Here is a 23,872-nt window from a genome sequence, read left to right as displayed (position 1 = left end):
ATGATTCTTATATATGTTCCTGAAATCAATGAAAGAATTAAGTATACTTTTACTTTTATTATCGAACAAATTTTGGGAATTTCTTTCCGGCTTACAGATTGCGCTTTTCTCTTCAATAAAGAAACTTTGCCTAAATTTTCTTATTCATTTTCAATAGTAAAAAACGAAATTCATTATTCGGCTTGTAATTTATTATTTGAAACGGATATTAAAACACAAAACTTAAGGGAAGTTTTAAAAGACCCTTTTGCAACTGCTTTTTTTTTACTTTCAAGATATGAAGAATATTTGCCGTATCAAAAAGATATTCATCATAGATTCTCATACACAGCATCATCAATTAAAAATAAGATTGATCCGTTAGTTCCATGGATTGATACCTTTGCTTATAAACTATTGGGTCAACTAAAAAAAAACTTTCCTTCACTCAATTATAAAGCTCGAAAGTTTACCTATATAAATACCATAGATATAGATCATGCTTGGTTATATAAAAATAAATTTTGGTTAAAAAAATGTAAAGCATTAGGAAAAAATATTTTAACTTTTCGATGGAAAGATTTTCAACAACAAATTTTAGTTTTATCAGGATTAAAATCGGACCCTTATTACATTTATCCTTATATACAAAAATTAGAAATACCTACCATTTATTTTATTTCTTTTGGATTAGGAAGTCAATGGGATACTAATCATGACCCTAAAAATTCAGCTTACCAAGAATTGATACTACAATTATATAATCAAGATTATACTACTATAGGTCTTCATCCCAGCTATTTTTCCAATAAGGATTTCACAATCTTGAAGAAGGAAAAATTAGCATTGGAAAATCTTGTAAAACAAAAAATTGCTAATTCCAGACAACATTTTATAAAACTTCATTTACCCGAAACTTACAACAACCTGATCCGATTAAATATTAAAGCAGATTTTTCCATGGGTTTTCAAGATCATATCGGTTTCAGAGCAGGTACTTGTACCCCTTTTTATTGGTTTGATTTGAAAAATAATCAAGTTACCGAATTAAAAGTTTATCCATTCTGCGTGATGGATGTGACGCTTAAAAATTACATGCAATTATCTATTGAGGAAGCTGAAAATAAGCTATTAAATTTACTGCATGCCGTAAAAAAAGTAAACGGAACTTTTATATCTATTTTCCATAATGACAGCTTATCTAATCATGGAGAATGGAAGCTGTGGAAAAACGTATATGAAAAATTGATTCGTAAAGCCTATGATCTTTAGATACAATCATAAAACCATTGATAAAACAAAATATTCCGCATGTTTGGATCAATGCCTCAATTACAGAATTTATGCAGAACTGTGGTATTTAAACATTGTTTCTCCCGATGGTTATGATATTTTGGTATTAAACGATTATGAAGCTGTAATGCCTATCCCCTATCAAAAAAAATGGGGATTTAAATTAGTTATTCAACCTATTTTTTGTCAACAATTAGGCATATTTTATAAAGAAATCATATCCGCTGAAACCTTCCATCTTTTTATATCTTTCTTAAAAAAATATAAAGTAAGAAGCTATTGCTTTAACGAAGAAAACACCCCATATTTACCTTCCCACTATGTAAAGAGAGATAATCAAATATTGAATTTAGATCGTGAATATTCAACTCTTGTAACTAATTATAATGCAAACAAAAAAAGGGTCCTTAAAAATTATTTATTATCCAATAGCAGAATTGAAGAAAAATATACGGGATCAATTGTATCAGAAAAACCAAGTAATCTGCTCAATAGAATTCTATCAGCCTCACAGCTCAATATCTTAAACACACTTTTACAAGAATTAAATCGACAAAAAGTGTTAAAACAATATACCCTTTATAATAGAGATAATATTCCTACAGTCTATATATGGCTCATTTTTTCCAAAGGAAGGATTATAAATTTACTGTCAGTAAGAGACAAAGAGTTAGAGATTAAAAATTCGTATGCTTATCTGATAGACGTATTGATTAAAAATTATTCCGATCAAAAATTAATTTTAGATTTTGAAGGTTCTATGATACCGGGAATAGCCTATTTCAATAAAAGTTTCGGAGCAGCGACTAATCATTATGTGTTATATAAAAATTTAAAATGGATGGATAATTTAAGCAGCTTAACTATTTTTAAAACTTCTCGTTAACTTTCCTTTTATTAGTGTATTCATTAACCTATTTTTGATAGAGTTGATTTCTCTAAACTTAAAAATAACACCATAAAAAAATGGTTTGAAATTTCAAACCATTCATTATATTATACTATCTAAAAACTCTTTTAGTTAATTGGTATTGGCTAGTAAACCGGCACGTTTAAGTAAGGCCTCCGATTGAGGTCTTCTACCCCGAAAACTTATATATAATTCCATAGGGTCTTCAGTCCCGCCTTTACTTAATAAACTTTCAAATTTAGAAGCTGTTTCTTTATCAAAAATTCCTCTTTCTTTAAAGTAATCAAAAGCATCAGCGTCTAAAACTTCAGCCCATTTATAGGAATAATAACCTGCAGCATATCCTCCTTGAAATATATGTGAAAAAGATGTACTTATACATGTATTTTTGATATGAGGATACAATTGGGTTTCTTTAATCTTTTCTACTTCAAAATCTTCAATCCCTTGATCTGATGTCAACTCATCGGTATGATAGGCCATATCCAAAAGACCTAAGCCAATTTGTCGAAGAGTTTGATATCCTTGCATAAAGTTAGCAGATGCAACTATTTTATCAATTTTCTCCTCATCCAGCATATCCCCTTTTTGGTAATGAAGGGCAAAAGTTTTTAAAAATTCCTTTTCAAAAACATAGTTTTCCATAAATTGAGATGGTAGTTCAACAAAGTCCCAATAAACATTCGTGCCTGATAATGATTCAAAGGTTGTATTAGCTAAAATACCGTGTAATGCATGGCCAAATTCATGAAATAACGTGGTAACTTCACTAAATGTCAATAAAGAAGGTATTTCTCCGTTAGGACGTGAAAAATTACAAACTATCGAAATATGCGGTCTGATATTATCACTTAAAGTTTTAAATTGCCCCTTATAAGAAGTCATCCATGCTCCTGCCCTTTTCCCTTCTCTGGGAAAAAAGTCGGTATATAACAATGCCTGATGTTTTCCTTTATCATTGATGACTTCATACACTTTAACTTCCGAATGATATTTCTGTATATCTTCTCTTTCAATAAAAGTTAATCCATATAATTTTTTAGCTACATTAAAAGCAGCATTCAAAACCTGATGCAACGGAAAATAAGGTTTTAATTCTTCTTCAGAAAACGAAAATTTTTCTTGTCTTAATTTTTCAGCATAAAAGGCATGATCATAAGGCATCATTTCAGTTATTCCGTCTCGTGAAGCTATATTTTTTAAGTCTTGAATTTCTTTTTGAGCAAATGGCTTAGCTTTATGCAACAAATCATATAAAAAATCATATACAAGTTTAGGTGCAGAAGCCATTCTCTCTTGCAAAATCAAATCGGCATAAGTTTTAAAACCTAATAATTTAGCTTTCTTGCTCCGTAATTCAACAATTTTATGAATAATATCTTCATTATTATACTCATTATCTTTACATGCTCGTTGCATATAAGCAGTATAAATTTCCTTGCGTAACTCTCGATTTGCCGAATACGTTATAAAAGGCACATAGCTGGGATAATGTAATGTGAAAACCCAACCTTTCAAATTTCTATTTTCCGCCTCTTGTTTTGCCATTTCTTTAATGGATTCCGGAATTCCTTCCATATCCTTATTTTCAGATATATGAAGAAAGTAATCATTGGTTTCCTTTAAAACGTTTTGGCCAAACTTAACGGATAAAATTGCTAATTCATTAGATATTTGTCGGAGATTATTTTTATCCTCCGAGGATAACAAGGCTCCATTTTTTGAAAAATCCTTATACGTTTTATCTAAAAGTCGTACTTCTTCTTGGCTTAACTTTGATTTTAAAGTTGTATCGTAAACGATTTTTATTTTTTCAAATAATTGTTCATTCAGTATGATATCATTTGCATATTCAGTTAGCATAGGAGATATTTCCTCCGCTAAACTTTGCAAATAATCATTAGTTTCCGCTGAATTTAAATTAAAAAAAGTAGAGGAAATTATGGTAAGTTTTTTTCCGACATTTTCTAAAGCTACTATGGTATTTACAAAATTCGGTGGATCTGTATTTTGAACTATTTCGTTAATTTCGTTCTTAGCATCTTCAATTGCCTGTTCAATCGCTGGTTTAAAATCTTCTTGTTTAATGTTTTCGAAAGGGATGCTTTCGTAAGGCGTATTAAATTTTTCCACTAAATTATTACTCATAATTTTTTTGTAAGTATATACTATCGAATAAAGTTTCCCCTATATACAATTCTATATAATTAATTTATATGTGATTAAAATTATTCAAATTTACAAATATCCACTGATTCTCCAATGGACAAAAAAGTTAACCGTTTTTCTTCGGCTAAGAATAAATGTTTAATCTTATCCTTATTAACTTTTATGGCAGGAAAAGTATCATAATGAGACGCTATAGCATTTTTTGTTTTAACAAATTTTGCTGCAATAACAGCATCATATCCACCCATCGTATAGGTATTACCAATAGGTAATATTGCCACGTTAATATATCCATAGATAAATGGTAGCAATTTCATGTCAGTAGTAAGGGCAGTATCACCGGCTACATAAATTACTTTTCCATCCATTTTCATCAGGAAACCACAAGCTAATCCGCCATAGGAACCATCGGGAAAAGAAGAACTGTGGGACGCCGATACCATTTTAATTTTACCAAAATCAAATTTCTTAACTCCTCCTATATTCATGGGTATCACATTTAAACCCAATTTTTGATAGTGAGCAGTAATTTCCGGATTAGCCAATATTTGGGAATTATTATTTTTAGCAATAGTTTCAACATCCAAAATATGATCATAATGGGCGTGAGTCAAAAAAATATAATCTGCTTTAATTCCATTTATATCAATATCTTTTGCTAGTTCATTCCCTGAAATAAATGGATCAATTAAGACCGTTGATGATGAGGTTTTAAAACCAAAACATGCATGTCCGTAATATATAATTTCCATGACTTTATCCTTTAATATTTAATGTTCTTCAAATGTAATAAATAATAATTATCTTTGAAAAAAATTAAGCAAAAATCATTATATATGAAAAGACTCTTTCCGATATTATTTTTACTTTTTATTTCAACCGTTACTTATGCACAACAAGTTGAATTTGGAGCCAAAGCCGGAATGGCTTTCGGTTATAAAGGAACCTTAAAGCAAACCGTAACTAATATTAAAGAAAGTAAAGCCACAGATAATATCGGATGGCATGCGGGTTTTTTTAGTCGAATAAAATTTTTGGAATGGTTTATCCAACCCGAGATTTATTTTTCTTCCATGAAAACTAATTTCGATTATAGGAACGATGGCGAATTTACGGCACATTCCAACCGATTGGATATCCCTATTTTGTTTGGATCTAAATTTTTAGAAGTTACCCGATTGTATGCCGGCCCTGTTTTTTCCACTTCTTTAAATGAAGATATTTCCTTAAAAGGAATAAGAAAAACAAAAAAAGACGATTTTTCACTTGCCGGTCAAGTAGGAGGAGGTTTTGACTTAGCTAAGCTCACTTTTGATGTGCGTTATGAATTCGGATTTAATAAAAGTCAAACAAATTTTATAAAGAAGCGTACCGGTGAAGCATTTAAATTAGAGAAAAGACAAAATTCTCTGGTATTAAGTGTCGGATATAAATTTTAAGGCAAAACGTATTTCTTATTTTAGTGCCCATTATTATGATTAAACTGATATGAAAAAATTATCTCTTTTATTATTTTTATCTTTTTTAGCTCTTTCAATTTTTTCATGCAGAGATGATTATAATTATGATTCTGCTTCTAAACCGCTTCGTTTTTCTAAAGATACGGTTATGCTGGATACTGTATTTTCAACGGTTCGATCAGAAACCTATGTACTTAAAGTTTATAACCAACAAAACGATGATGTTGTAATTCCGAGGATTTATCTTGAAAAAGGCTCGTCCTCTCAATTTAAAATTAATGTAGACGGAACTCCCGGCAATGCAACCAATCAAAATAGCTTTCAAAACATACCTATACGGTCTAAAGATAGTTTATTCATTTTTATTGAAGTTGCTCCTCAAGCCATTAATGCATCCGAAGCGTTAGCAGATGAAGACTTATTGTTTAACACCGTCGGATCTACACAAAAAGTTAAGTTACTTTCTTTAATTGAAGATGCAGAATTTTACTTTTGCAAATCAGGGACTAAAGAAATAGCAAAAGATCTGGCTTGGAACAATACTAAATCCAAAGTTATTTATGGAAATTTAAAAATTACGAATGGTGCCAAGTTATCCGTATCGGAAGGAACCAAAATATACCTTCATAAGAATGCAAATATAATTATTGATTCGGGCAGCCAACTTACTATAAACGGTTCTTTGGAACATGAAGTATTAATTCGAGGAGATCGACACGAAACCAAATACGATTCACTTCCGGGTAATTGGAATCAAATTCATCTCGCTACCAATGCCTCCGCAAAAATTAACCACTTAGTTATAAAAGGGGGTAATAATGCATTTTATTTAGAGGAAAATGCTCATTTGAACATCTTCAATTCCAAAATTTATAATTTTTTATATGGAGGAATCTACTCTGTAGGAGGAAATGTGGAAGGTAAGAACCTTGCCATAAATAATTGTGGCACTTCCGATCTTATAGCAGAATATGGTGGAAACTATGATTTCACTCATTGTACTTTTGCCAATTATTGGAATTTGAACGCAGGTGCGGGATACTCTGCCTATTTATCTAATGCTTATCAGAAATCAGGACAAACAAAATACAATTCGCTTACGGCTTCCTTTAAAAATTGTATTTTCTGGGTTAAAAATTATAACAGCTTATTTTTAGATAAAAATGAGCATGCCCCTTTTAATTACACTTTTGATACTAATCTGATTAAAAATACTTCCAATAATTTATCTATAGAAACGGACGAACATTTTGTAAATACTATTCTTAATAAAGATCCTCAATTTTATAAAACAGGATATTCGGATTGTTTACTTCTTCTTAACATAGGATCTCCAGCTTTAGGTAAAGGCAATTTAAGTTATGCAAAGGAGGTTCCTGAAGATATGAACGGTATATCGAGAATTAACGATCCTGCTTTAGGAGCATATCAATGATTTAAAATTATATTTAAATTAGAATTTATAAATTAATGGAATGGCCGGATTATTTTTCAAAACAATTTTACATGGAAACCTTCAGGAAAATTTAAAAGGTTTAATAAAACTATCGATTAGCTTTTAAATATCTTTAAGTAAAACTCCGCTTTCATGCTTATAAATCATATTTCGTATTTCTAAAGTCTTATCCCAAATATTTTTAATATCTCCTTCCATATCGATCTTGAAGTTTTCAGATCCATATTGATCCAATTTATTGAAAAAATAATTTATCGTAATGTGATTGATATCGATTCCGGGAATATAAGCAACCACCATGTCATTTTCTGTTAGTGTTTCTACAATTAATCCTACTTGTAATAAATAGTATAAAGAATCACTAGTTAATCGGGTGGGTATTTTATAAGTTTCAGATAATTCATCTGCCGTGTAGGGCTTTTCGCCAGCTTCAAATCGTTTTATGATGAGTGTAGTGATCATTAAAAGTATAAAATCCTTATATCTTCTGCTTATGTTGCTAATATCTTTTTCGAAGCTAAACTTATTTACATTTTGATAGGAAAAAGATAATTGAACCCCGAACAAGCAAATAAACCAGCTCAATTGCAGCCACAACATTAACAAAGGCAATGCGGCAAAACTCCCATAAATAGCATTATATTTTGCTATCCAAAATTGTCCGGATATATAAAGCATTTGAAAAATTTGGAAACAACTCCCGCTCACTATACCTGCTAAAAAGGCAGCACTAAATTTGACTTTTGTATTAGGAATGTAAATATATATAAATGTAAAAAGTAAGATGATTATAACGTAGGGAATAAATTTTATGATCGGACTAATGACCATACCGATGATATTGATATTGGTAGTTGAGTTCAAAAAAATTGACAATCCGGCATTGCAAATTAAAAACAAGGGAGCTATAAGAATTAAGGCTAAATAATCCGTAAATTGTCGAGAAAATTTCCTTCCTTTTTTAATTCTCCAAATAGTATTAAAATTATCTTCAATACTTACTAATAAAGTTATAACCGTGTAAAAGAGAATGATTATTCCTAAACCTAAAAATACGCCACCTTGAGCATAATCAATCGAACCGTCTATAAATTGCATAGCCTTGGAAAGAGCTACTTTCTGGCCCGTAAAATATTGAAACAGTTGTGTTTCTACTAAATTTTGAAAACCAAATCCACGGGCTATAGCAAATAATACCGCCAATAAAGGCACTATAGACAAAAGCGAATTATACGTTAAGGCGGCTGCACGAGTATTGATCTGTGAACCGTTACTATTTCTAAAAGTTAATAAAAAAGCTTTGGTAATATTGATGAAAAAAGATTTTATATGAGGACCATCGCTTCCGTTTACCCGCCATATATCATAGGTTAAAAAATGTATAATATTTTTGATTTTTTCCTTTATCTTAGAATACATAAGATATTTTTCAAATTATTATTAAAAGATACAAACATGATACCTACTAGCTTTAAATAAGAAAAAATTTACTTTATAAAAGTTTATTATCCTTAACTCTTATGCTTTATAATTTAAATGAAGAAATTTTTGAGTGGAAGGTGATATTTTGAAACGATCATCTAAACGAAACCCTACCAACCAAATAATTTCTCCTGAATTATTACATAAAACCAATACTTTCTCTTTTTGAAAATTAGATACTTTATGATCCTTTAAAAATTTACTTACCTTCTTTTTACCTAATCCATTAATAGGGTAAAAATAATCCCCTTCCTTCCAATTTCTTAATACCAAAGGAAATTCAACTTTTTCAAAATCAATACTTTCTCCTTCCTCAAATATAGCTTTATCAACTTCACAACAAGTAAATTCAAACGGTTGCTTAAGTATCAACGGAACCGATGGAATTAAAAAATTAACAGTTGAAAATTCCGTTTTACTTCTATTAGCTAACAACAACGTTCCCCTATCCACCCAAGCTTTATACTTATGTGATTCAAATAAACTTCCGGTATGAGCATTTAAGATATTTTCACAATCTTTTTTATTAGTAAAACCATATTTGGAAAGTAAATGGTAAGACAAAAGAAAATCAGCTTGTAGGAGTTTATCTAATGAATAAGCCTTCACCCCTGTCTCAGTAAAAACTTCTGCTTTTTTTTGTAATTCTTGCACCTGTGATTCTAAAAAAGATTGAGTTTCATGTAAAATACTCATACTTTTTTCTACTTGATGTAAAAAACCGGATGAAATATCTTGAAATTCAGGAATAATCTGATGACGAATTTTATTTCTTAAATAATCCAACGTTTGATTGGAAGCATCTTCTCTCCAAGTGATTGAATGATTCAAAGCAAAATTAACGATTTCATTTCGGGTAAAAGGCAATAAAGGTCTTACAATATAATTTGCAATCATTTGCATTCCCGATAGTCCCTTAATGCCTGAACCTCTCAATAGATTTATAAAAAAAGTTTCTACATTATCATTAAGATGGTGTGCTGTAACAAGATAATCAAAAGAGTGCTTTTTTATTAATTCTTGAAAGTAATCATACCTTAAGTTCCTGGCAACCATTTCAATAGATTCTCTATTTTTCTTAATTTTTAAGGTATCAAAGCTTTTAATGAAAAGCTCAATATCATGATCATCACAAAAGTCCTTCACTAATTTTTCGTCTAAATCTGAATCCTCTCCTCTCAGCCGGAAATTACAATGAACTACACTAAAACGGTAAGAAGAATTATAAAATAAATGCAACAATACCATACTATCGACTCCTCCACTAACTGCTAATAAATATTTTTTTTCAACAGGTAAGTTATTCAATGAATCCGTTAACCTCATACGTTTTATTTATCCGAAAAAATTGGTAAATATCAGAATTTTAATTTTTAACAAAGATAACTGAAAAAATTTTTGAGTAAAACCTTTCATTAAGCACAATCTTTGCTATCACTATAAATTGTACAATAAAATGCTAAAATAATATAAATACCTAGATTTATTTACTTTAGAATGATTATAAATAACAAAATTATCTATAAAATTAAAAATCTATTATGAAAATTGGTTTATTTATTCCATGTTATATTGATGCTATTTACCCGGAAGTAGGAATAGCAACTTTGGAATTATTAGAAAAATTGGGTTTGGATGTAGAATATCCAATGGAGCAAACTTGTTGCGGCCAACCCATGTCCAATGAGGGCGATTACAAAAGTGCAGAAACTGCACAAAAACTATTTATTCAAAATTTTAAGGATTATGAGTACATTGTTGGTCCTGCCGGAAGTTGTGTAAAGCAAGTCCGTTTACATTTTGATAATTTAGAGCAAACCGATGAGGTAAATCAAGTGAGAAAAAATACCTATGAATTGGTTGAGTTTTTACACGACATCCTACAAGTAAAAAGTTTTCCGGGTGTTGAATTCAAACATAAAGTTGCTCTACACAATAGTTGCAGCTCCATCCGAGGATTAGGAATTGCCAAACCTTCGGAAATCATAGGAACTCCCTATAATAAATCTGCTGATTTATTAAAAATGATTGATGGACTGGAAATAGCAGAGATGAGCAGACCGGACGAATGTTGCGGTTTTGGAGGCACTTTTTGTGTAACTGATGAAGTAGTGAGCGGAAAAATGGGTAAAGACAAAATTTCAGATTACGTAACCAGTGGAGCAGAATATGTAGTTTCTCCCGATATGTCTTGCTTAATGCACCAAAAGGGAGTTGCTTTAAAAAATGGCATCACCCATTTACCTTTTCTTCATATTGCCCAAGTTCTTAACGGAGGTCCATTTTAAACTTTGAAAATGAAAAAGAAGATTGTCAACATTGAAAAAAATTCTGCTGATTTTATAAATCAAGATAACATACACGAAAAGGAACACGATAAAAACCTTTGGAATGCCCGAATAAAAAGAGATCGAATAGCCCAATCCATACCGGAATGGGAGGAACTTAAAGAATTAGCATCTAAAATAAAGGAACACACTTTGTCACACTTGGACGAATATGTATCTACTTTTGCAGAAAATGCCTCCAAAAGAGGAGCGGTGGTTCATTGGGCTAGAGATGCGCAGGAACATAATGAAATCGTTTATAATATCTTACAAGAAAGAAAAGTAACTGAAATTATAAAAAGTAAATCCATGCTTCAAGAAGAGTGTGAAATGACAAGCTTTTTAGAATCCAAGGGAATTGAGGTTACCGAATCTGATTTGGGCGAAAGAATACAGCAGCTTTCTCATCAACCACCGGCTCATATTGTTATGCCCGCCATTGAAAAAACCACGGAAGATATCGCCCAGCTCTTTGCGAAAACCATAGGCACTGATCCTAATGATACGGATCCGCATTCTCTAAACGAAGCGATGAGGAATAATGCCAGACCTAAATTTTTACGAGCAGGAGCAGGAATGACCGGTGCCAATTTCGCCATAGCTGAAACAGGAACTTTTGTTGTCTGCACTAATGAAGGTAATGCGGATATTGGAGCTGCCGTACCTCCTCTTCATATTGCTAGTATAGGTATTGAAAAAATAATTCCAAAGGTGGAAGATTTAGGAATTTTTATACGTCTCTTATCCAGAAGTGCACTAGGAACTCCGGCAACCCAATATACTTCGCATTTCACCGGACCTCGGAAAAATGGAGAACTTCATATTATTATAACCGATAATGGAAGATCTACCCGTTTAGGCATGGAAGATTTTTGGACTTCTCTTAAATGTATCCGTTGCGGCGCATGTATGAATACTTGTCCGGTTTACAGAAGAAGTGGTGGATTATCTTATGAATCAACCTATTCCGGTCCGATAGGAATTATATTAAGCCCGACTTTCGATCTTGAAAAATATAAAGAGCTTCCGTATCATTCCACTTTATGCGGCTCTTGTTCTGATGTTTGTCCGGTAAAAATTGACATTTCCTATCAAATCTACAAATGGAGGAAATTGGTTGTCGACAAAGGATATATGCCTTCAAATCGAAAATATGCGCTGAAAGCAGCCGGTGCTGTTTTAGGTCACCCGCATCTATTTAGAACAACGGAAGCTTTTGCAGAAAAAGCACTGCCCATAGTGCCCGATTTTCTTATATACAGCAGTTTAAATCCATGGACTCAAGAACGTAAAATGTTTTCCATGGCAAAAAATACATTTAGAGATTGGTATATTAAAAACAGAAAAGAAAAAAATGATAAGTACTAAAGAACATATATTAGAAGCTATTCGTAAAAATAAGCCTCAAGGAACACAATATCCCTATCCTGTCATTCCTTCATTTCCCAAAAGCACAAAAGATATTAAGGAAGAATTTAAGGAAAATTTAATCTTAAATGCCGGTACTTGCTTCACCATAAATTCCATTGAGGAGGGCGAAAACAAAATTAAAGAATTACATCCGCAAGCTAAAGTAATTTGTTCTTCTGCCATCGAATTTCCTGGAAATAAAGATTTATCCAAAGTAACTGATCCTCATCAATTGGATGATGTGGATGTTGGAATTATTCGTGCGGAATTCGGTGTTTCAGAAAACGGTATGGTCTGGTTGACGGAAAAAGGTATGATGGTAACTTCTTTGGGTTTTCTTTCTCAACATTTGATTATTTTGTTAAAGCCGCAAGATATAGTTAGAGACATGTATGAAGCGTATGCAAGAATAAATCTTAATGATAACAATTACGGTTGTTTTATGTTAGGTCCTTCTGCTACAGCTGATATAGGGGCTGTTATGGTTCGAGGAGCACAAGGAGCCAGAAGCTTATCGGTATTTTTTATGTAGTTTTATACGTTACCGAAATATAAACAAGTGAAAGTAAAAAAAGAGGAGAAAATGAATTTCTCCTCTTTTAAATTCTATCATATTTTATTGGATTATAACTTTTCTGTTTACTTCAAAATCATTTCCCATTACTTTTATTATGTAACTACCTGATTTTTGAATAGTGATCGTCAATAAATCGCTGTTATAGGAATTGACAATGGTTTGTAATAAAATTCCGTTTAAAGAAAAAACCATTACTTTTTTTATTGCGGATTTATAATCGTTGGATTTTATATAAACAGTTCCCGAAGAAAGAGTAGGATAAATTTCTAAAAAATCTCTGGGTTGATATTCGAAACTTTCCACTTTTAAATTATTTCCCCAAACCATTTCCACCCACTCGGGATGGTCTATATAGGGATTACGATTTTTTTGTTTACTATAAATAGCTTCATTCATGGCTATTTCTCGATCGCTGACAGGATCCATCACATGCCAAGTCAGCAATATATTTCTAAAGGTATCGGTAAACACTTGATTTTTTGTTCTATTAAACATATCAAAACTCAAAGAACTGATTTCATCTTCATATCGGGTTGCAAAATAAAAGAATGCTCGAGCTATATCGCCCTTAAATTCATCAATGGGTTCAAAAACGACTCCTTTATACCCTTTAGAATACCCTGAATTAGCATTGCTACCCAATTGAGATCCGTTTTTGGATACCCATTTGCTGTTAGCTACTCTACCAAACGGATAATCGCTTCTCATGGCATTCACTTTTCCGTCCGTAGGCCAAATATGAAAGGCATCAGACAACATGGGATTTTTTTTATAAAATACAGATTGCGGTATCAGGTGCTCTCTATTATAACAATCTCCTTCTTTAGTATAATTTCCGCACTGATCTACACCAAACCGATAATTGTAGGGATCCGCACCGTTAGGTATCTCAGAATAAATATCCAAAACAGTTCCGTCGTTTTCATACCATTGATCACCAAAAGCACTCATGGACTTATATAAATTCCACAAACCTTTATATCCAATGGGTACATGTCCCTGTTTGATAATTTCTTTCAAGCGTGTTTTTAAGTCATATCCCGTACCGTATGCATCCGCATAATAGTTGAGAGGTATTGACTTACTTTCTATAAACGGTATCTCAGCTTGCTGAGAATAAAAAAAACAGGTGGATAGTACAATCCAAAATAATAAAATTTTCTTCATATTATTTGTAATTTTAGCGTTGGTAATAACTTTGATAAAGTTTTTAACATTTGTTCAAGTTAAGATAAATATCTCACTAATTATAATTATTTTTTTATATGATAAAGGCAAATTTCACCTCATACGAATTACAATTTAAGCGTCCGGCAGGAACTTCTCGCGGAACATTAAATTCTAAGCTAACTTATCTTTTAAAAGTTCAAAATTCAGATACGGAATATGTTGGCGAATGTAGTTTTTTTAGGGGTTTAAGTGCTGATTCCGTAACGGAATATGAGCCTAAACTGCAATGGGTATGTGATCATATCAATGAAGGAAAAGAATTTTTGCTAATGAATTGTCAAGAATTTCCTTCCATACAATTCGGTATTGAACAGATTTTTGCTCAAATTGAAAACAGGAAAGACGGGATGTTTTTTCCTTCTGAATTTACCGAAGGAAAGCAAGGAATTAAAATCAACGGATTAATCTGGATGGGAAACTTGGACTTTATGCGTGAGCAAATCCAACAAAAACTCGAACAAAATTATAGTTGTATAAAACTTAAAATTGGTGTTAACTGGCAAGAAGAATATAAAATATTACAAAACTTACGGAAAGAATTTTCTGCTTCTCAATTGGAATTGAGAGTGGATGCTAATGGCGGATTTTCTTTTGAGGAAGCAAAAAAGGTATTAGAGCAACTGGCTCAACTTGACATTCATTCCATTGAACAGCCTATTAAAGCCGGAAATGAAAATCAAATGGCTGAATTATGCAAATATACTCCCACTCCTATTGCTTTGGACGAAGAATTGATCGGTAAGTTTTATAAAGATCAAAAAGAAAAAACGTTAGAAATTATAAAACCTCAATATATAATTTTAAAACCTTCTTTAATTGGTGGATGGAAAGGATCGGAAGAATGGATTGAAATAGCCGAATCTAAAAATATAGATTGGTGGATCACTTCAGCCTTAGAATCCAATATTGGATTAAATGCTATAGCGCAATGGACTGCTTTATTTCATAAAGATATGCCGCAAGGTTTGGGTACAGGAAGTTTATATACTAATAATTTCCCTTCTAAACTTTCCGTAAGGGATGAATATTTATTTTATAATCCATAAATTGAAAAAAGTATCCGTTAAATACTTCTGAAATATAATCTCATTGATAGTAATCATTATCGTATAAAGATAAAAAATTTCTTATGATTCATCTGAATTTTTCAAAACCTATAGACGTAAATGCAATACCTTGTCAAGAAAAATGGCAAATAGACATTGTTTATTTTTTAAAAGATTGGTATTCTGCTTCACCCACTATAATCACAAAGACATCCGGTTCCACCGGAACTCCAAAAAATATTGAACTGACTAAAAAAGCTATGGCTGAAAGCGCAAAGATGACGGGTACTTTTTTAAATCTTAAAGCCAATGACAGCGCTCTCCTTTGTATGCCTTCTTCCTATATAGCAGGTAAGATGATGTTAGTAAGAGCTATCGTTTGGAAATTAGATCTTTATTGCATTAAGCCCGTATCTCATCCCCTTGAGAATGTTAACAGAGAATTTACCTTTTCTGCAATGACGCCTATGCAAGTTGAAAATTCATTGGATAAGCTTTACCTTATAAAAAAGTTGATTGTAGGAGGCGCTCAGCCTTCCGCTCAATTGGTATCCGAATTAAAAAAACAAACTACCGATATATATGAATCTTTTGGAATGACGGAAACGATATCTCATATTGCACTTAAAAAAATATCGGGTCATTCGGTAAATTCGGCTTTTAAAGTTATGCCCAACACTAAAATTCGTGTGGATGAAAGAGGATGTTTGTGTATTCTTCCTCCATTTTTGGATGAAGAAATTGTAACTAATGATCTGGTTTCGCTCATTTCTGACAATGAATTTGAATGGAAAGGAAGAATGGACCATGTAATTAATTCCGGAGGAATTAAAATTTTTCCTGAACAAGTCGAAAAACAACTGAAATCTATTATTCAAACTGATTTTATCATTTCATCCGTACAAGATCCTTTACTAGGTAATAAAGTAGTGATTATTATAGCCGGAAAAAAAGATCTCAATTTGGAAAAACAAATTCTAGATTTCAACTTTGAAAATAAATATGAAAAACCTAAAGAGTTTATTTATGTAGAAAGCTTCGCTAAAACTCCTACCGGAAAAATCATCCGAAAAATATAAGCTCTATTTTTATTTCGATTGTTTTTAAAATGATTTTTTACTTCTATTAAGTTTAAATTTTACATTTAAAAAATTAAGGTATAAAAAAAGCCTTATAAATAAATTATAAGGCTTTTTTGTCAAAATATTTGAGTATAATCGTACAATTTCTATTTGATTTTCAAGAACCAACGCATACCTGCAATAATTTGATTTCCATTAATTCCATCTAAACCGTTATATATTCCGTTAAAATTGGTTCTGTTATATGCATACATAAGGTGGAATCTAAGGTCTTTAATAGCCGGATCTGTAAATGGATAATATTCAACTGCTGCTTGTACACCTCCATTAATATAGGAAGAAGAATTTATTTGATCTCTTCTTTTATTCCATACTCCTTTAATTAAAGGTTTTATCTTTCCTAAATCGTATTTAAAATTAACTGAAACAGAATTGTCTCTAACATGTCTTAATCCTAAATCTTCATTTTGAACGACATCCCCGTAATCCATATCACGATCTCCCATATACCAATCTAATTCAGCTGTAAATTTTTTAAGATTGATTTGGTTACCAATGGTTATCCAGTTATAATATTTGCTCGCATCATGTTGAAAGGCCCCGTATCCATATCGAGTTCTAAATACATTGTTGAAAAGACTACCTTCCCATAAGAATAAACCTGCTAACGATTTATTTTTATATTTATCGGTAGCAAATTGAGGAGCATCCGAGTTTACCACTTCAAAATTTAAGGTTTGTCCTGCTACTCTATAAGCTAAATTTACCCCCGTTTTATACGCATCCAGGTCATTATAGGTCATAGTATATAAGTAAACATCAGCAGCATTATAGTCAAATTCAAAAGTACCGAATTGTACTGCTTGTTTACCTACACGGAATGTTAAATTTTTTCCTGCATCAATTTCGAAATATGCTTGATCGGTTGCTGATGAATAGTTATCTCTGTACAATGCGTTTTGAGGGGTATTTAGTCTATGACGTACCCTGTAACGAAACCCCGGAATTATTTCACCTTCAAACCATACTTTTACAGTATTTCCTCTGAAACTGCTTTGATCCGTTTTACTTCCTTTAAAAGTAGCTTGATAATCCACACGAGTATCAAACATAATGTTTAACATTTTGTCATCTTTCAATAACTTATCCAGAACGGATTTGAAAGATGGTTCATTGACAGTGTTTTCTCCTGTACTTGGATTGGTTTGCTGTCCGAACATGGACAAACAAAATAAACAATTAGCCGCTATGAGAATTTTTTTCGTAATACTTAATTTCTTCATAAATTTTTAATATTCTGTAAACATTCTTTGTATTTCCTTATAATTATTTGTTTTGGTTAAAGCAAGCATCAACAATACTCTGGATTTATACGGATTTAAGTACCAAGATGCTGTAAATCCATATTTATCGTCATCTACTTCATCATATTGAGCAGTTGGTCCCATTGAAATTCGGGAGGAACGAACTACTGCAATCCCTCTCTTTACTGCATTTGCAAGTGCATTTTGTAGATCGGTAGTAATGTTTCCGTTACCAACTCCTGCTGTAACTATTCCTCTTACTCCGGCATTAACTGCAGCATCTACAAATAATGACTTAGCGTTGGAATAACTTAAAATTACTTCAACTCTAGGCAGTTTAGTTATGTTAGTTATGTCAAATTCTGAATTTATTGTATGTCTTTTTACAGATTCCCGGGTATAAATGGGTTTACCGTTATATACGATTCCCAAATTCCCGTAATTTGGATCTTCAAAAGTTCCTACAGAAAGAGTATGCGTTTTGGTAATATCATCAGCCCCTATAATTTTATCATCCATTACTACCATTACTCCTTTACCTAAAGATTCCGGCGATCCAGCACATGCAACTGCATTGTAAATATTTCTAGGACCGTCTGCACTAATGGCAGTAGATGGACGCATGGAACCTACTAATACTAAAGGCTTGTTGCTTTTTACGGTTAAGTTAAGAAAATATGCTGTTTCTTCTTGTGTATCGGTACCGTGGGTAATTACAATTCCGTCTACATCTTTTTGTTTAAGCAATTCATTAACTCTTTTCGATAATTTTAGCCAAACATCGTCATTCATGTCCTGACTTCCGATATTTGCTACTTGCTCTGCTTTAATGTTAGCAATGTCTTTAATGGAAGGAACTGCTTTTAAAAGTTCATCTACTGTAATAGAACCAGCTGTATATGCCTGAGTTACAGAGGATGACCCTTGTCCTGCGATGGTTCCTCCTGTTGCTAAAATGTAAATAGTTGGTTTATACTGTGCGTTAACCGCCATAAAAATAAACAATACAAACAAACTGAACAAATTTTTTAAACTTTTTGTTTTCATAGTTAAATAATTATAATTAATATTTGAATTTATTTTTTTGAATTTTTCCATGCTTCTACGTATTCGTACATTGTTTCTGAAAGCTTTTTTCCTATAGTTTTATAATCATCGTCATCTAAATTTGCTAATGATACTCTTACTGACCATTCCGGACCGGCAAAACCTCCTCCATTTAATAATACTATGGAAGATTTTTCGGCTAATCTGAAAAGTATATCTACGGGTTCAAAATTCTTTTCCAAGAAAGTAACAAAATCTTTATCGTAATTTTTAGATGCCCATTCATGAATATCTATTTCACAATAGTAAGATGCTCTTTCAGGATCGGGTTTGATAGGTATATTCATTCCTTCCCAAAGTAGATTAAATCTATGTTTTACTAAATCTGTACATACTTTTTTATAGTGATTTTGCTTATCCAATAATGCAAACGATGCAAACAACATCATTTGTATTTGTTGAGGTAAGGATAATCCTGCAGTATGATTCAATGCAACTTGACGACTGTCTGCTACTAATCGGTCAATAAATTTCAGTTTTTCAGGATATAAAGTCAAACTGGAATATAATTTTGCAGTTTTAGCTTTTTCTTTTTCAGGTATTGCTTTTAGCATTTTATCATAAATGTTATCTTCATATAAAGCAATAGCCCCTAAACGCCATCCTGTAGCTCCGAAATATTTTGAAAATGAATAAACACAAAGTGTATTTTGTGGTAATTCGTTCATTAATGAGCTAAATTTGGGAACAAAAGTACCGTAAACGTCATCCGTCAATATCATTAAATTTGGATTGAGGTTTTTAACTACTTTTATGAGATATTTTCTACTCTTATCGCAAATTTCTACTGAAGTGGGATTACTTGGGTTAACAATGAAAAAGGCTTTGATGGTTTTGTCTCCTAATTTATCTAATTCTTCATCCGGATATTGATAGTTTGAAGTTCCGTCGCTATTTTTTCCTGTACCATGCACGTAAGTTACCTTAAAATCATATCTTTTTAATTCAGGTATTTCTAAGTAAGGAGTAAAAACAGGAACCCCTAAAGCAATATGATCTCCTTTTCTTAATAAATAGTTTTCCATCAAAGAATCAAAAATATAACACATGGCAGCCGTTCCTCCTTCCACGGCAAAAATATCATATTTACCACTTCTTTGCGGATTATTCCCGCACATTTCTTGAATGAGGTAATCGTGAACTATGGGTTCTATGTGTTTTAACATCCTTACCGGACTTGGATATTGATCTCCGATAATTCCTTCCGCTAATTCGTGTGCCCAACTGTCGCGATCGTATTTATGTTTTTCTATACCGTATTTGTAGGTATTTTTTAAATGTTCAATACCGGGTTGGTCTTTATTTTTTTCCAAAAATGCTTCAAATCTTTTACCTATTCCTTTTTTTTCCGGTATCCCCGCCAATCCTTCGGGTTTATTTAAGGTTCTTTTACATTCTTCTATTCCGAACCTTCCTAAGGTAAAAAATGCTTCTCGAGGAACTGTTGCTATCCAATTGGGATTTCCGCGACCTGCATTTAACATGGTTCTGGTGGGTTTGGTTTGTTGATCTGAGGCTAATTTAATCAAATCATTTTTTAACTCAAAAGGGCTTAGTTGTTCTAATTGCTGCTCTTTACGACGAGAGGTTTTTAGTTTAGAAATATCCATTGTTATTTACTTTTTTCTTGTTTTACTAATTTTTACGTGTTCAATGGCTAGCTCATTAACAAAACAATTACTACTCCCCATATAATAAGTAGCGTATTACCAACGGCATAAGTAGTGGTATAAGACAGGGCCGGAACTTTACTTTGTAATGTATCTTCCAAGGCTCCCAATGCAGCGGTTGTAGTTCGGGCTCCTGCACAAGCCCCTAAGGTAATGGCAGGATTGAATTTAAATACATATCTTCCCAATAATATACCAATGAACATGGGCACGATACTAACAAATATTCCTGCAATAAATAAGCTTACTCCGGCCGTTTTCAATCCTGAAATAAAATCGGGTCCTGCATTTATTCCCACTACGGCAATAAACATATTTAAACCCAAATTATTCATCAACCAAACTGAGGGCGAAGGAATGTATCCAAAAGTAGGTCGCAAGGATCGTAACCATCCGAATATAATTCCCATAATTAAAACTCCTCCACTGGCACTTAAACTTAAGGGAATATTTCCGGTACGGATTGATAATGAACCTAATAATCCTCCTAAAAAAATACCCAATCCTATATATAGAATATCAGTAACATTAGTGGGTCTTTCCGGATAACCTAAGTAGGAAGCAAATTTATCTACGTCTGTTTTCCTGCCTTCTATTTCCACAATGTCTCCTCGTTGGATGGTTACATTTTTTAATAAAGGAATTGTTGTTTTTCCTCTATGTATTTTTAATATTATTACTCCGTGTCTGTTTTTATTGTATTTTAAGGTATGTAAACATTTTCCGATTATTTCGTTATTGGCAACCATTACCTTTAAACTTTCTACCTTAAAATCCAATAATTCCAAATCTGCAACTTCTTTACCAACCAGATTTTCATCGGATAAAATGGTATCTAACGGGCCATTTAAAACCATTCGATCTCCTCTATTGATAGTAGTATCGGGAGTGGGATTTGAAATAATTTCACTGTTGGAAGCTGAACGAATTTGTTCAACATAAACGGGCCATCCTTTGTTTACTAGTAAATTTTCAACCTCTTGAACGGAGCGTTTTTGATTAAAAAATGAACTTCCTGCTTCAATTACTCTAAAAGTTGCTCCATCGTAAGCATATTCTAAACTTGAATCATCATCTTGTATTTCTCCTCCTAATGATTCTTCATATTTTTTGGTTTGCCCTATAACATCTTTTCCTAAAAGTTTAGGTCCAATGGATGATAAAAACCATGCTGTTCCTGCTGTTCCAAATATATAAGTTACTGCATACGCAACGGGAATGTGATTTATTAATTGTTGTTTTTGAGAAGAGTCTATACTTAACTGATTTATCGTATCGGATGCCACTCCAATTACTGCTGATATGGTATTAGCTCCGGCTAATAATCCTGCTGCATTTCCTACATCAAAACCTGCAATAATTGCGGCAACCCATCCCACTAATAAACAAGATACACATACTAAGGCTGCAAATGCAATTTGCGGCAATCCTTCTTTTTTTAATCCGTGCACAAATTGAGGACCCACACTATATCCAACGGCAAATAAAAATATGAGAAAAAATGCTGATTTTACGGTAGGCGAAATGGAAATACCCAGCTGTCCGATTAATACTCCCATTAAAAGAACGCCCGTAACGGCGCCTAAACTAAATCCTTTAATTTTTATTTGTCCGATTGCAAAACCTAATGCTAAGGTGAGAAAAATAGCTAATTCAGGAGAACCTTGAATAGTTTTTAAAATCCATTCCATATATCTTGTTTTTTAATAAATATTTTTTAGGTTAATTAGAGATAAAAAAAGAAAATAATATTTTTTATCCCATAAAATAACTCTATATAAAATACAATTAATATGCCAACAAAATGAACTTATATTTTTTCACTATTCCTATTAATGTCTAAAAAGTTCCCCCTTAAAAAATTTATATTATGTTCGATATTTCAATGAATTTCTTGATAGTATATATAACTAAAAAAGAAAAAGCAATTGATTTCTCAATTGCTTTTCAAGGTTATATTAGTCTTTATACTTATGAGGCCCCAGCATATTTTGCGGGTTCAATATTTCATCTAATTTTTCTTTTGATAAAAGCTTATTTTCGAGCACTAAGTCATAAACACTTAAATTTTTCTCTAAGGCTTCTTTAGCTATCTTAGTGCTGTTTTTGTATCCTATATAGGGATTTAATGCTGTAACAATTCCTATACTGTTTAATACCATATCTTTGCAATGTTGTTCATTAGCTGTTATACCGTCGATACAATTTACCCGTAAACAATCCATTGCATTCATTAAGATATGAACTGATTCTAACAAGCTGTATGCGATTACAGGTTCCATTACATTTAATTGGAGTTGCCCGGATTCTGCCGCCATAGTTACTGTTAAATCATTTCCAATAACTTTAAAGCATGTTTGGTTCATTGCTTCCGGAATAACGGGATTAACTTTTCCCGGCATAATGGAAGATCCCGGTTGCATAGCCGGTAGATTGATTTCATTCAATCCACAACGAGGCCCGGATGATAATAGACGTAAATCGTTACAAATTTTTGAAAGCTTGATGGCTACTCTTTTCAAAGCTGATGAGTAAATAACATATGATCCGGTATCCGGGGTTGCTTCAACTAAATTTTTCGCAGATATAAACGGTAATTTTGTTATTTCCGCTAATTTTTTAGCACATAATTCAGCATATCCAGGGATTGCATTTAATCCGGTTCCGATGGCTGTAGCCCCCATATTGATTTCTAAAAATAAATTAGAATTTTGGGTCAACCTTTCCACATCTTCGCTTAATGTTTCTGCAAAAGCTTCAAATTCTTGCCCTAAAGTCATAGGCACTGCATCTTGCAATTGGGTTCTTCCCATTTTTAAAACATGCATAAATTCTTTCCCTTTGTTGCGGAAAGATTCAATTAATTGTTTTAAATGATCAATTAAGATCATGTTAGAATTAATTGCTGCTAATTTTATAGAAGTTGGATAGGCATCATTAGTAGATTGGGAAAGGTTTACGTGATCGTGAGGGGAACAGTATTGGTATTCTCCTTTTTTATGTCCCATTATTTCTAATGCAATATTGGCTACCACTTCATTTATGTTCATGTTGGTTGAAGTTCCTGCTCCTCCTTGAATTACATCACTTGGAAATTCTTTGTCGTATTTACCGGTTATAATTTCCTGACATGCTTTTACAATTGCATTTTTGATATTTTCATCTAACACTCCTAATTCACAATTAGTCTCTGCTGCCGCCCATTTTACATAAGCTAATGCTTTAATTAATTCCGGATAATTAGATAATTTTATACCTGTTATATGAAAATTGTTTACAGCCCTTTGAGTTTGAATTCCATAATATGCATTTTCAGGAACTTCTAAATCTCCTATCAAATCGTTTTCGACTCTGTACATAATTTTTTATT

At 32.2% G+C, this 23,872-nt stretch carries 19 protein-coding genes; 9 read left to right on the top strand and 10 right to left on the bottom strand.

The window, feature by feature from the left end; all coding sequences use genetic code 11:
• Entirely contained in the window at positions 1–1,251 is a 1,251-nt protein-coding gene (locus GYM72_RS01975; RefSeq protein ID WP_220264524.1) for a polysaccharide deacetylase family protein, read from the top strand.
• Entirely contained in the window at positions 1,241–2,158 is a 918-nt protein-coding gene (locus GYM72_RS01970) for a hypothetical protein (protein WP_220233974.1), read from the top strand. The genes GYM72_RS01975 and GYM72_RS01970 overlap by 11 nt, the downstream gene beginning before the upstream one ends.
• 135 nt (positions 2,159–2,293) lie before the next feature.
• Here the strand turns inward: GYM72_RS01970 and GYM72_RS01965 are convergent, their stop codons facing one another.
• Positions 2,294–4,330 (bottom strand): M3 family metallopeptidase, encoded by a 2,037-nt coding sequence (locus GYM72_RS01965; RefSeq protein WP_220264523.1) that lies wholly within the window; start codon positions 4,328–4,330, stop codon positions 2,294–2,296.
• Between the two features lie 80 nt (positions 4,331–4,410).
• Complete coding sequence (locus GYM72_RS01960; RefSeq protein ID WP_166005565.1) at positions 4,411–5,103, bottom strand: metal-dependent hydrolase; 693 nt, start codon at positions 5,101–5,103, stop codon at positions 4,411–4,413.
• 84 nt (positions 5,104–5,187) lie between these two features.
• Between GYM72_RS01960 and GYM72_RS01955 the strand changes: the two genes are divergently transcribed.
• Both GYM72_RS01955 and GYM72_RS01950 read left to right on the top strand, forming a co-directional pair.
• A complete protein-coding gene (locus GYM72_RS01955) occupies positions 5,188–5,790 on the top strand; it encodes an outer membrane beta-barrel protein (protein WP_220264522.1) in 603 nt (200 codons plus the stop codon).
• A gap of 49 nt (positions 5,791–5,839) precedes the next feature.
• Positions 5,840–7,246 (top strand): hypothetical protein, encoded by a 1,407-nt coding sequence (locus GYM72_RS01950; protein WP_220264521.1) that lies wholly within the window; start codon positions 5,840–5,842, stop codon positions 7,244–7,246.
• Between the two features lie 123 nt (positions 7,247–7,369).
• On the opposite strand, the gene GYM72_RS01945 is transcribed toward GYM72_RS01950, so the two are convergent.
• Positions 7,370–8,686 (bottom strand): YihY/virulence factor BrkB family protein, encoded by a 1,317-nt coding sequence (locus GYM72_RS01945; protein ID WP_220264520.1) that lies wholly within the window; start codon positions 8,684–8,686, stop codon positions 7,370–7,372.
• Positions 8,687–8,785: 99 nt separating this feature from the next.
• Positions 8,786–10,075: a tRNA lysidine(34) synthetase TilS gene (gene tilS, locus GYM72_RS01940; RefSeq protein ID WP_220264519.1), complete on the bottom strand. Its 1,290-nt coding sequence runs from the start codon at positions 10,073–10,075 to the stop codon at positions 8,786–8,788.
• Positions 10,076–10,290: 215 nt separating this feature from the next.
• On the opposite strand from tilS, the gene GYM72_RS01935 reads away from it, so the two are divergent.
• The 3 genes from GYM72_RS01935 to GYM72_RS01925 are packed head-to-tail and all read left to right on the top strand — an operon-like array spanning position 10,291 to position 13,018.
• Positions 10,291–11,037: a (Fe-S)-binding protein gene (locus GYM72_RS01935; RefSeq protein WP_220264518.1), complete on the top strand. Its 747-nt coding sequence runs from the start codon at positions 10,291–10,293 to the stop codon at positions 11,035–11,037.
• A gap of 9 nt (positions 11,038–11,046) precedes the next feature.
• Positions 11,047–12,444 (top strand): lactate utilization protein B, encoded by a 1,398-nt coding sequence (locus GYM72_RS01930; protein WP_220264517.1) that lies wholly within the window; start codon positions 11,047–11,049, stop codon positions 12,442–12,444.
• The gene (locus GYM72_RS01925; RefSeq protein WP_255571533.1) at positions 12,431–13,018 is read left to right on the top strand and encodes an LUD domain-containing protein; all 588 of its coding nucleotides are present in this window, start codon (positions 12,431–12,433) and stop codon (positions 13,016–13,018) included. The genes GYM72_RS01930 and GYM72_RS01925 overlap by 14 nt, the downstream gene beginning before the upstream one ends.
• Before the next feature lie 84 nt (positions 13,019–13,102).
• Here the strand turns inward: GYM72_RS01925 and GYM72_RS01920 are convergent, their stop codons facing one another.
• Entirely contained in the window at positions 13,103–14,230 is a 1,128-nt protein-coding gene (locus tag GYM72_RS01920) for an endonuclease (RefSeq protein ID WP_220264516.1), read from the bottom strand.
• A 101-nt stretch (positions 14,231–14,331) separates the two neighbouring features.
• Between GYM72_RS01920 and GYM72_RS01915 the strand changes: the two genes are divergently transcribed.
• Positions 14,332–15,339: an o-succinylbenzoate synthase gene (locus GYM72_RS01915; protein WP_220264933.1), complete on the top strand. Its 1,008-nt coding sequence runs from the start codon at positions 14,332–14,334 to the stop codon at positions 15,337–15,339.
• Between the two features lie 83 nt (positions 15,340–15,422).
• Entirely contained in the window at positions 15,423–16,418 is a 996-nt protein-coding gene (locus tag GYM72_RS01910) for an AMP-binding protein (protein ID WP_220264515.1), read from the top strand.
• A gap of 149 nt (positions 16,419–16,567) precedes the next feature.
• On the opposite strand, the gene GYM72_RS01905 is transcribed toward GYM72_RS01910, so the two are convergent.
• The 5 genes from GYM72_RS01905 to aspA all read right to left on the bottom strand — a co-directional run bounded on the left by GYM72_RS01905 (position 16,568) and on the right by aspA (position 23,861).
• The gene (locus tag GYM72_RS01905; RefSeq protein ID WP_160566610.1) at positions 16,568–17,704 is read right to left on the bottom strand and encodes a porin; all 1,137 of its coding nucleotides are present in this window, start codon (positions 17,702–17,704) and stop codon (positions 16,568–16,570) included.
• A 6-nt stretch (positions 17,705–17,710) separates the two neighbouring features.
• Entirely contained in the window at positions 17,711–18,772 is a 1,062-nt protein-coding gene (locus GYM72_RS01900; protein ID WP_220264514.1) for a type II asparaginase, read from the bottom strand.
• Positions 18,773–18,801: 29 nt separating this feature from the next.
• Positions 18,802–20,442, bottom strand: a complete 1,641-nt coding sequence (aspD, locus tag GYM72_RS01895) for an aspartate 4-decarboxylase (protein WP_160542661.1) — start codon at positions 20,440–20,442, stop codon at positions 18,802–18,804.
• Positions 20,443–20,489: 47 nt separating this feature from the next.
• Entirely contained in the window at positions 20,490–22,193 is a 1,704-nt protein-coding gene (aspT, locus tag GYM72_RS01890; protein ID WP_220264513.1) for an aspartate-alanine antiporter, read from the bottom strand.
• A 267-nt stretch (positions 22,194–22,460) separates the two neighbouring features.
• Entirely contained in the window at positions 22,461–23,861 is a 1,401-nt protein-coding gene (aspA, locus tag GYM72_RS01885) for an aspartate ammonia-lyase (protein WP_160542663.1), read from the bottom strand.
• Between the last annotated feature and the right edge of the window lie 11 nt (positions 23,862–23,872).

This window comes from Apibacter sp. ESL0404 (genome assembly GCF_019469245.1).
GTDB lineage: Bacteria > Bacteroidota > Bacteroidia > Flavobacteriales > Weeksellaceae > Apibacter.
The sequence above is the reverse complement of the archived record's forward strand: the minus strand, read 5'-3'. Positions and strand labels throughout refer to the sequence as shown.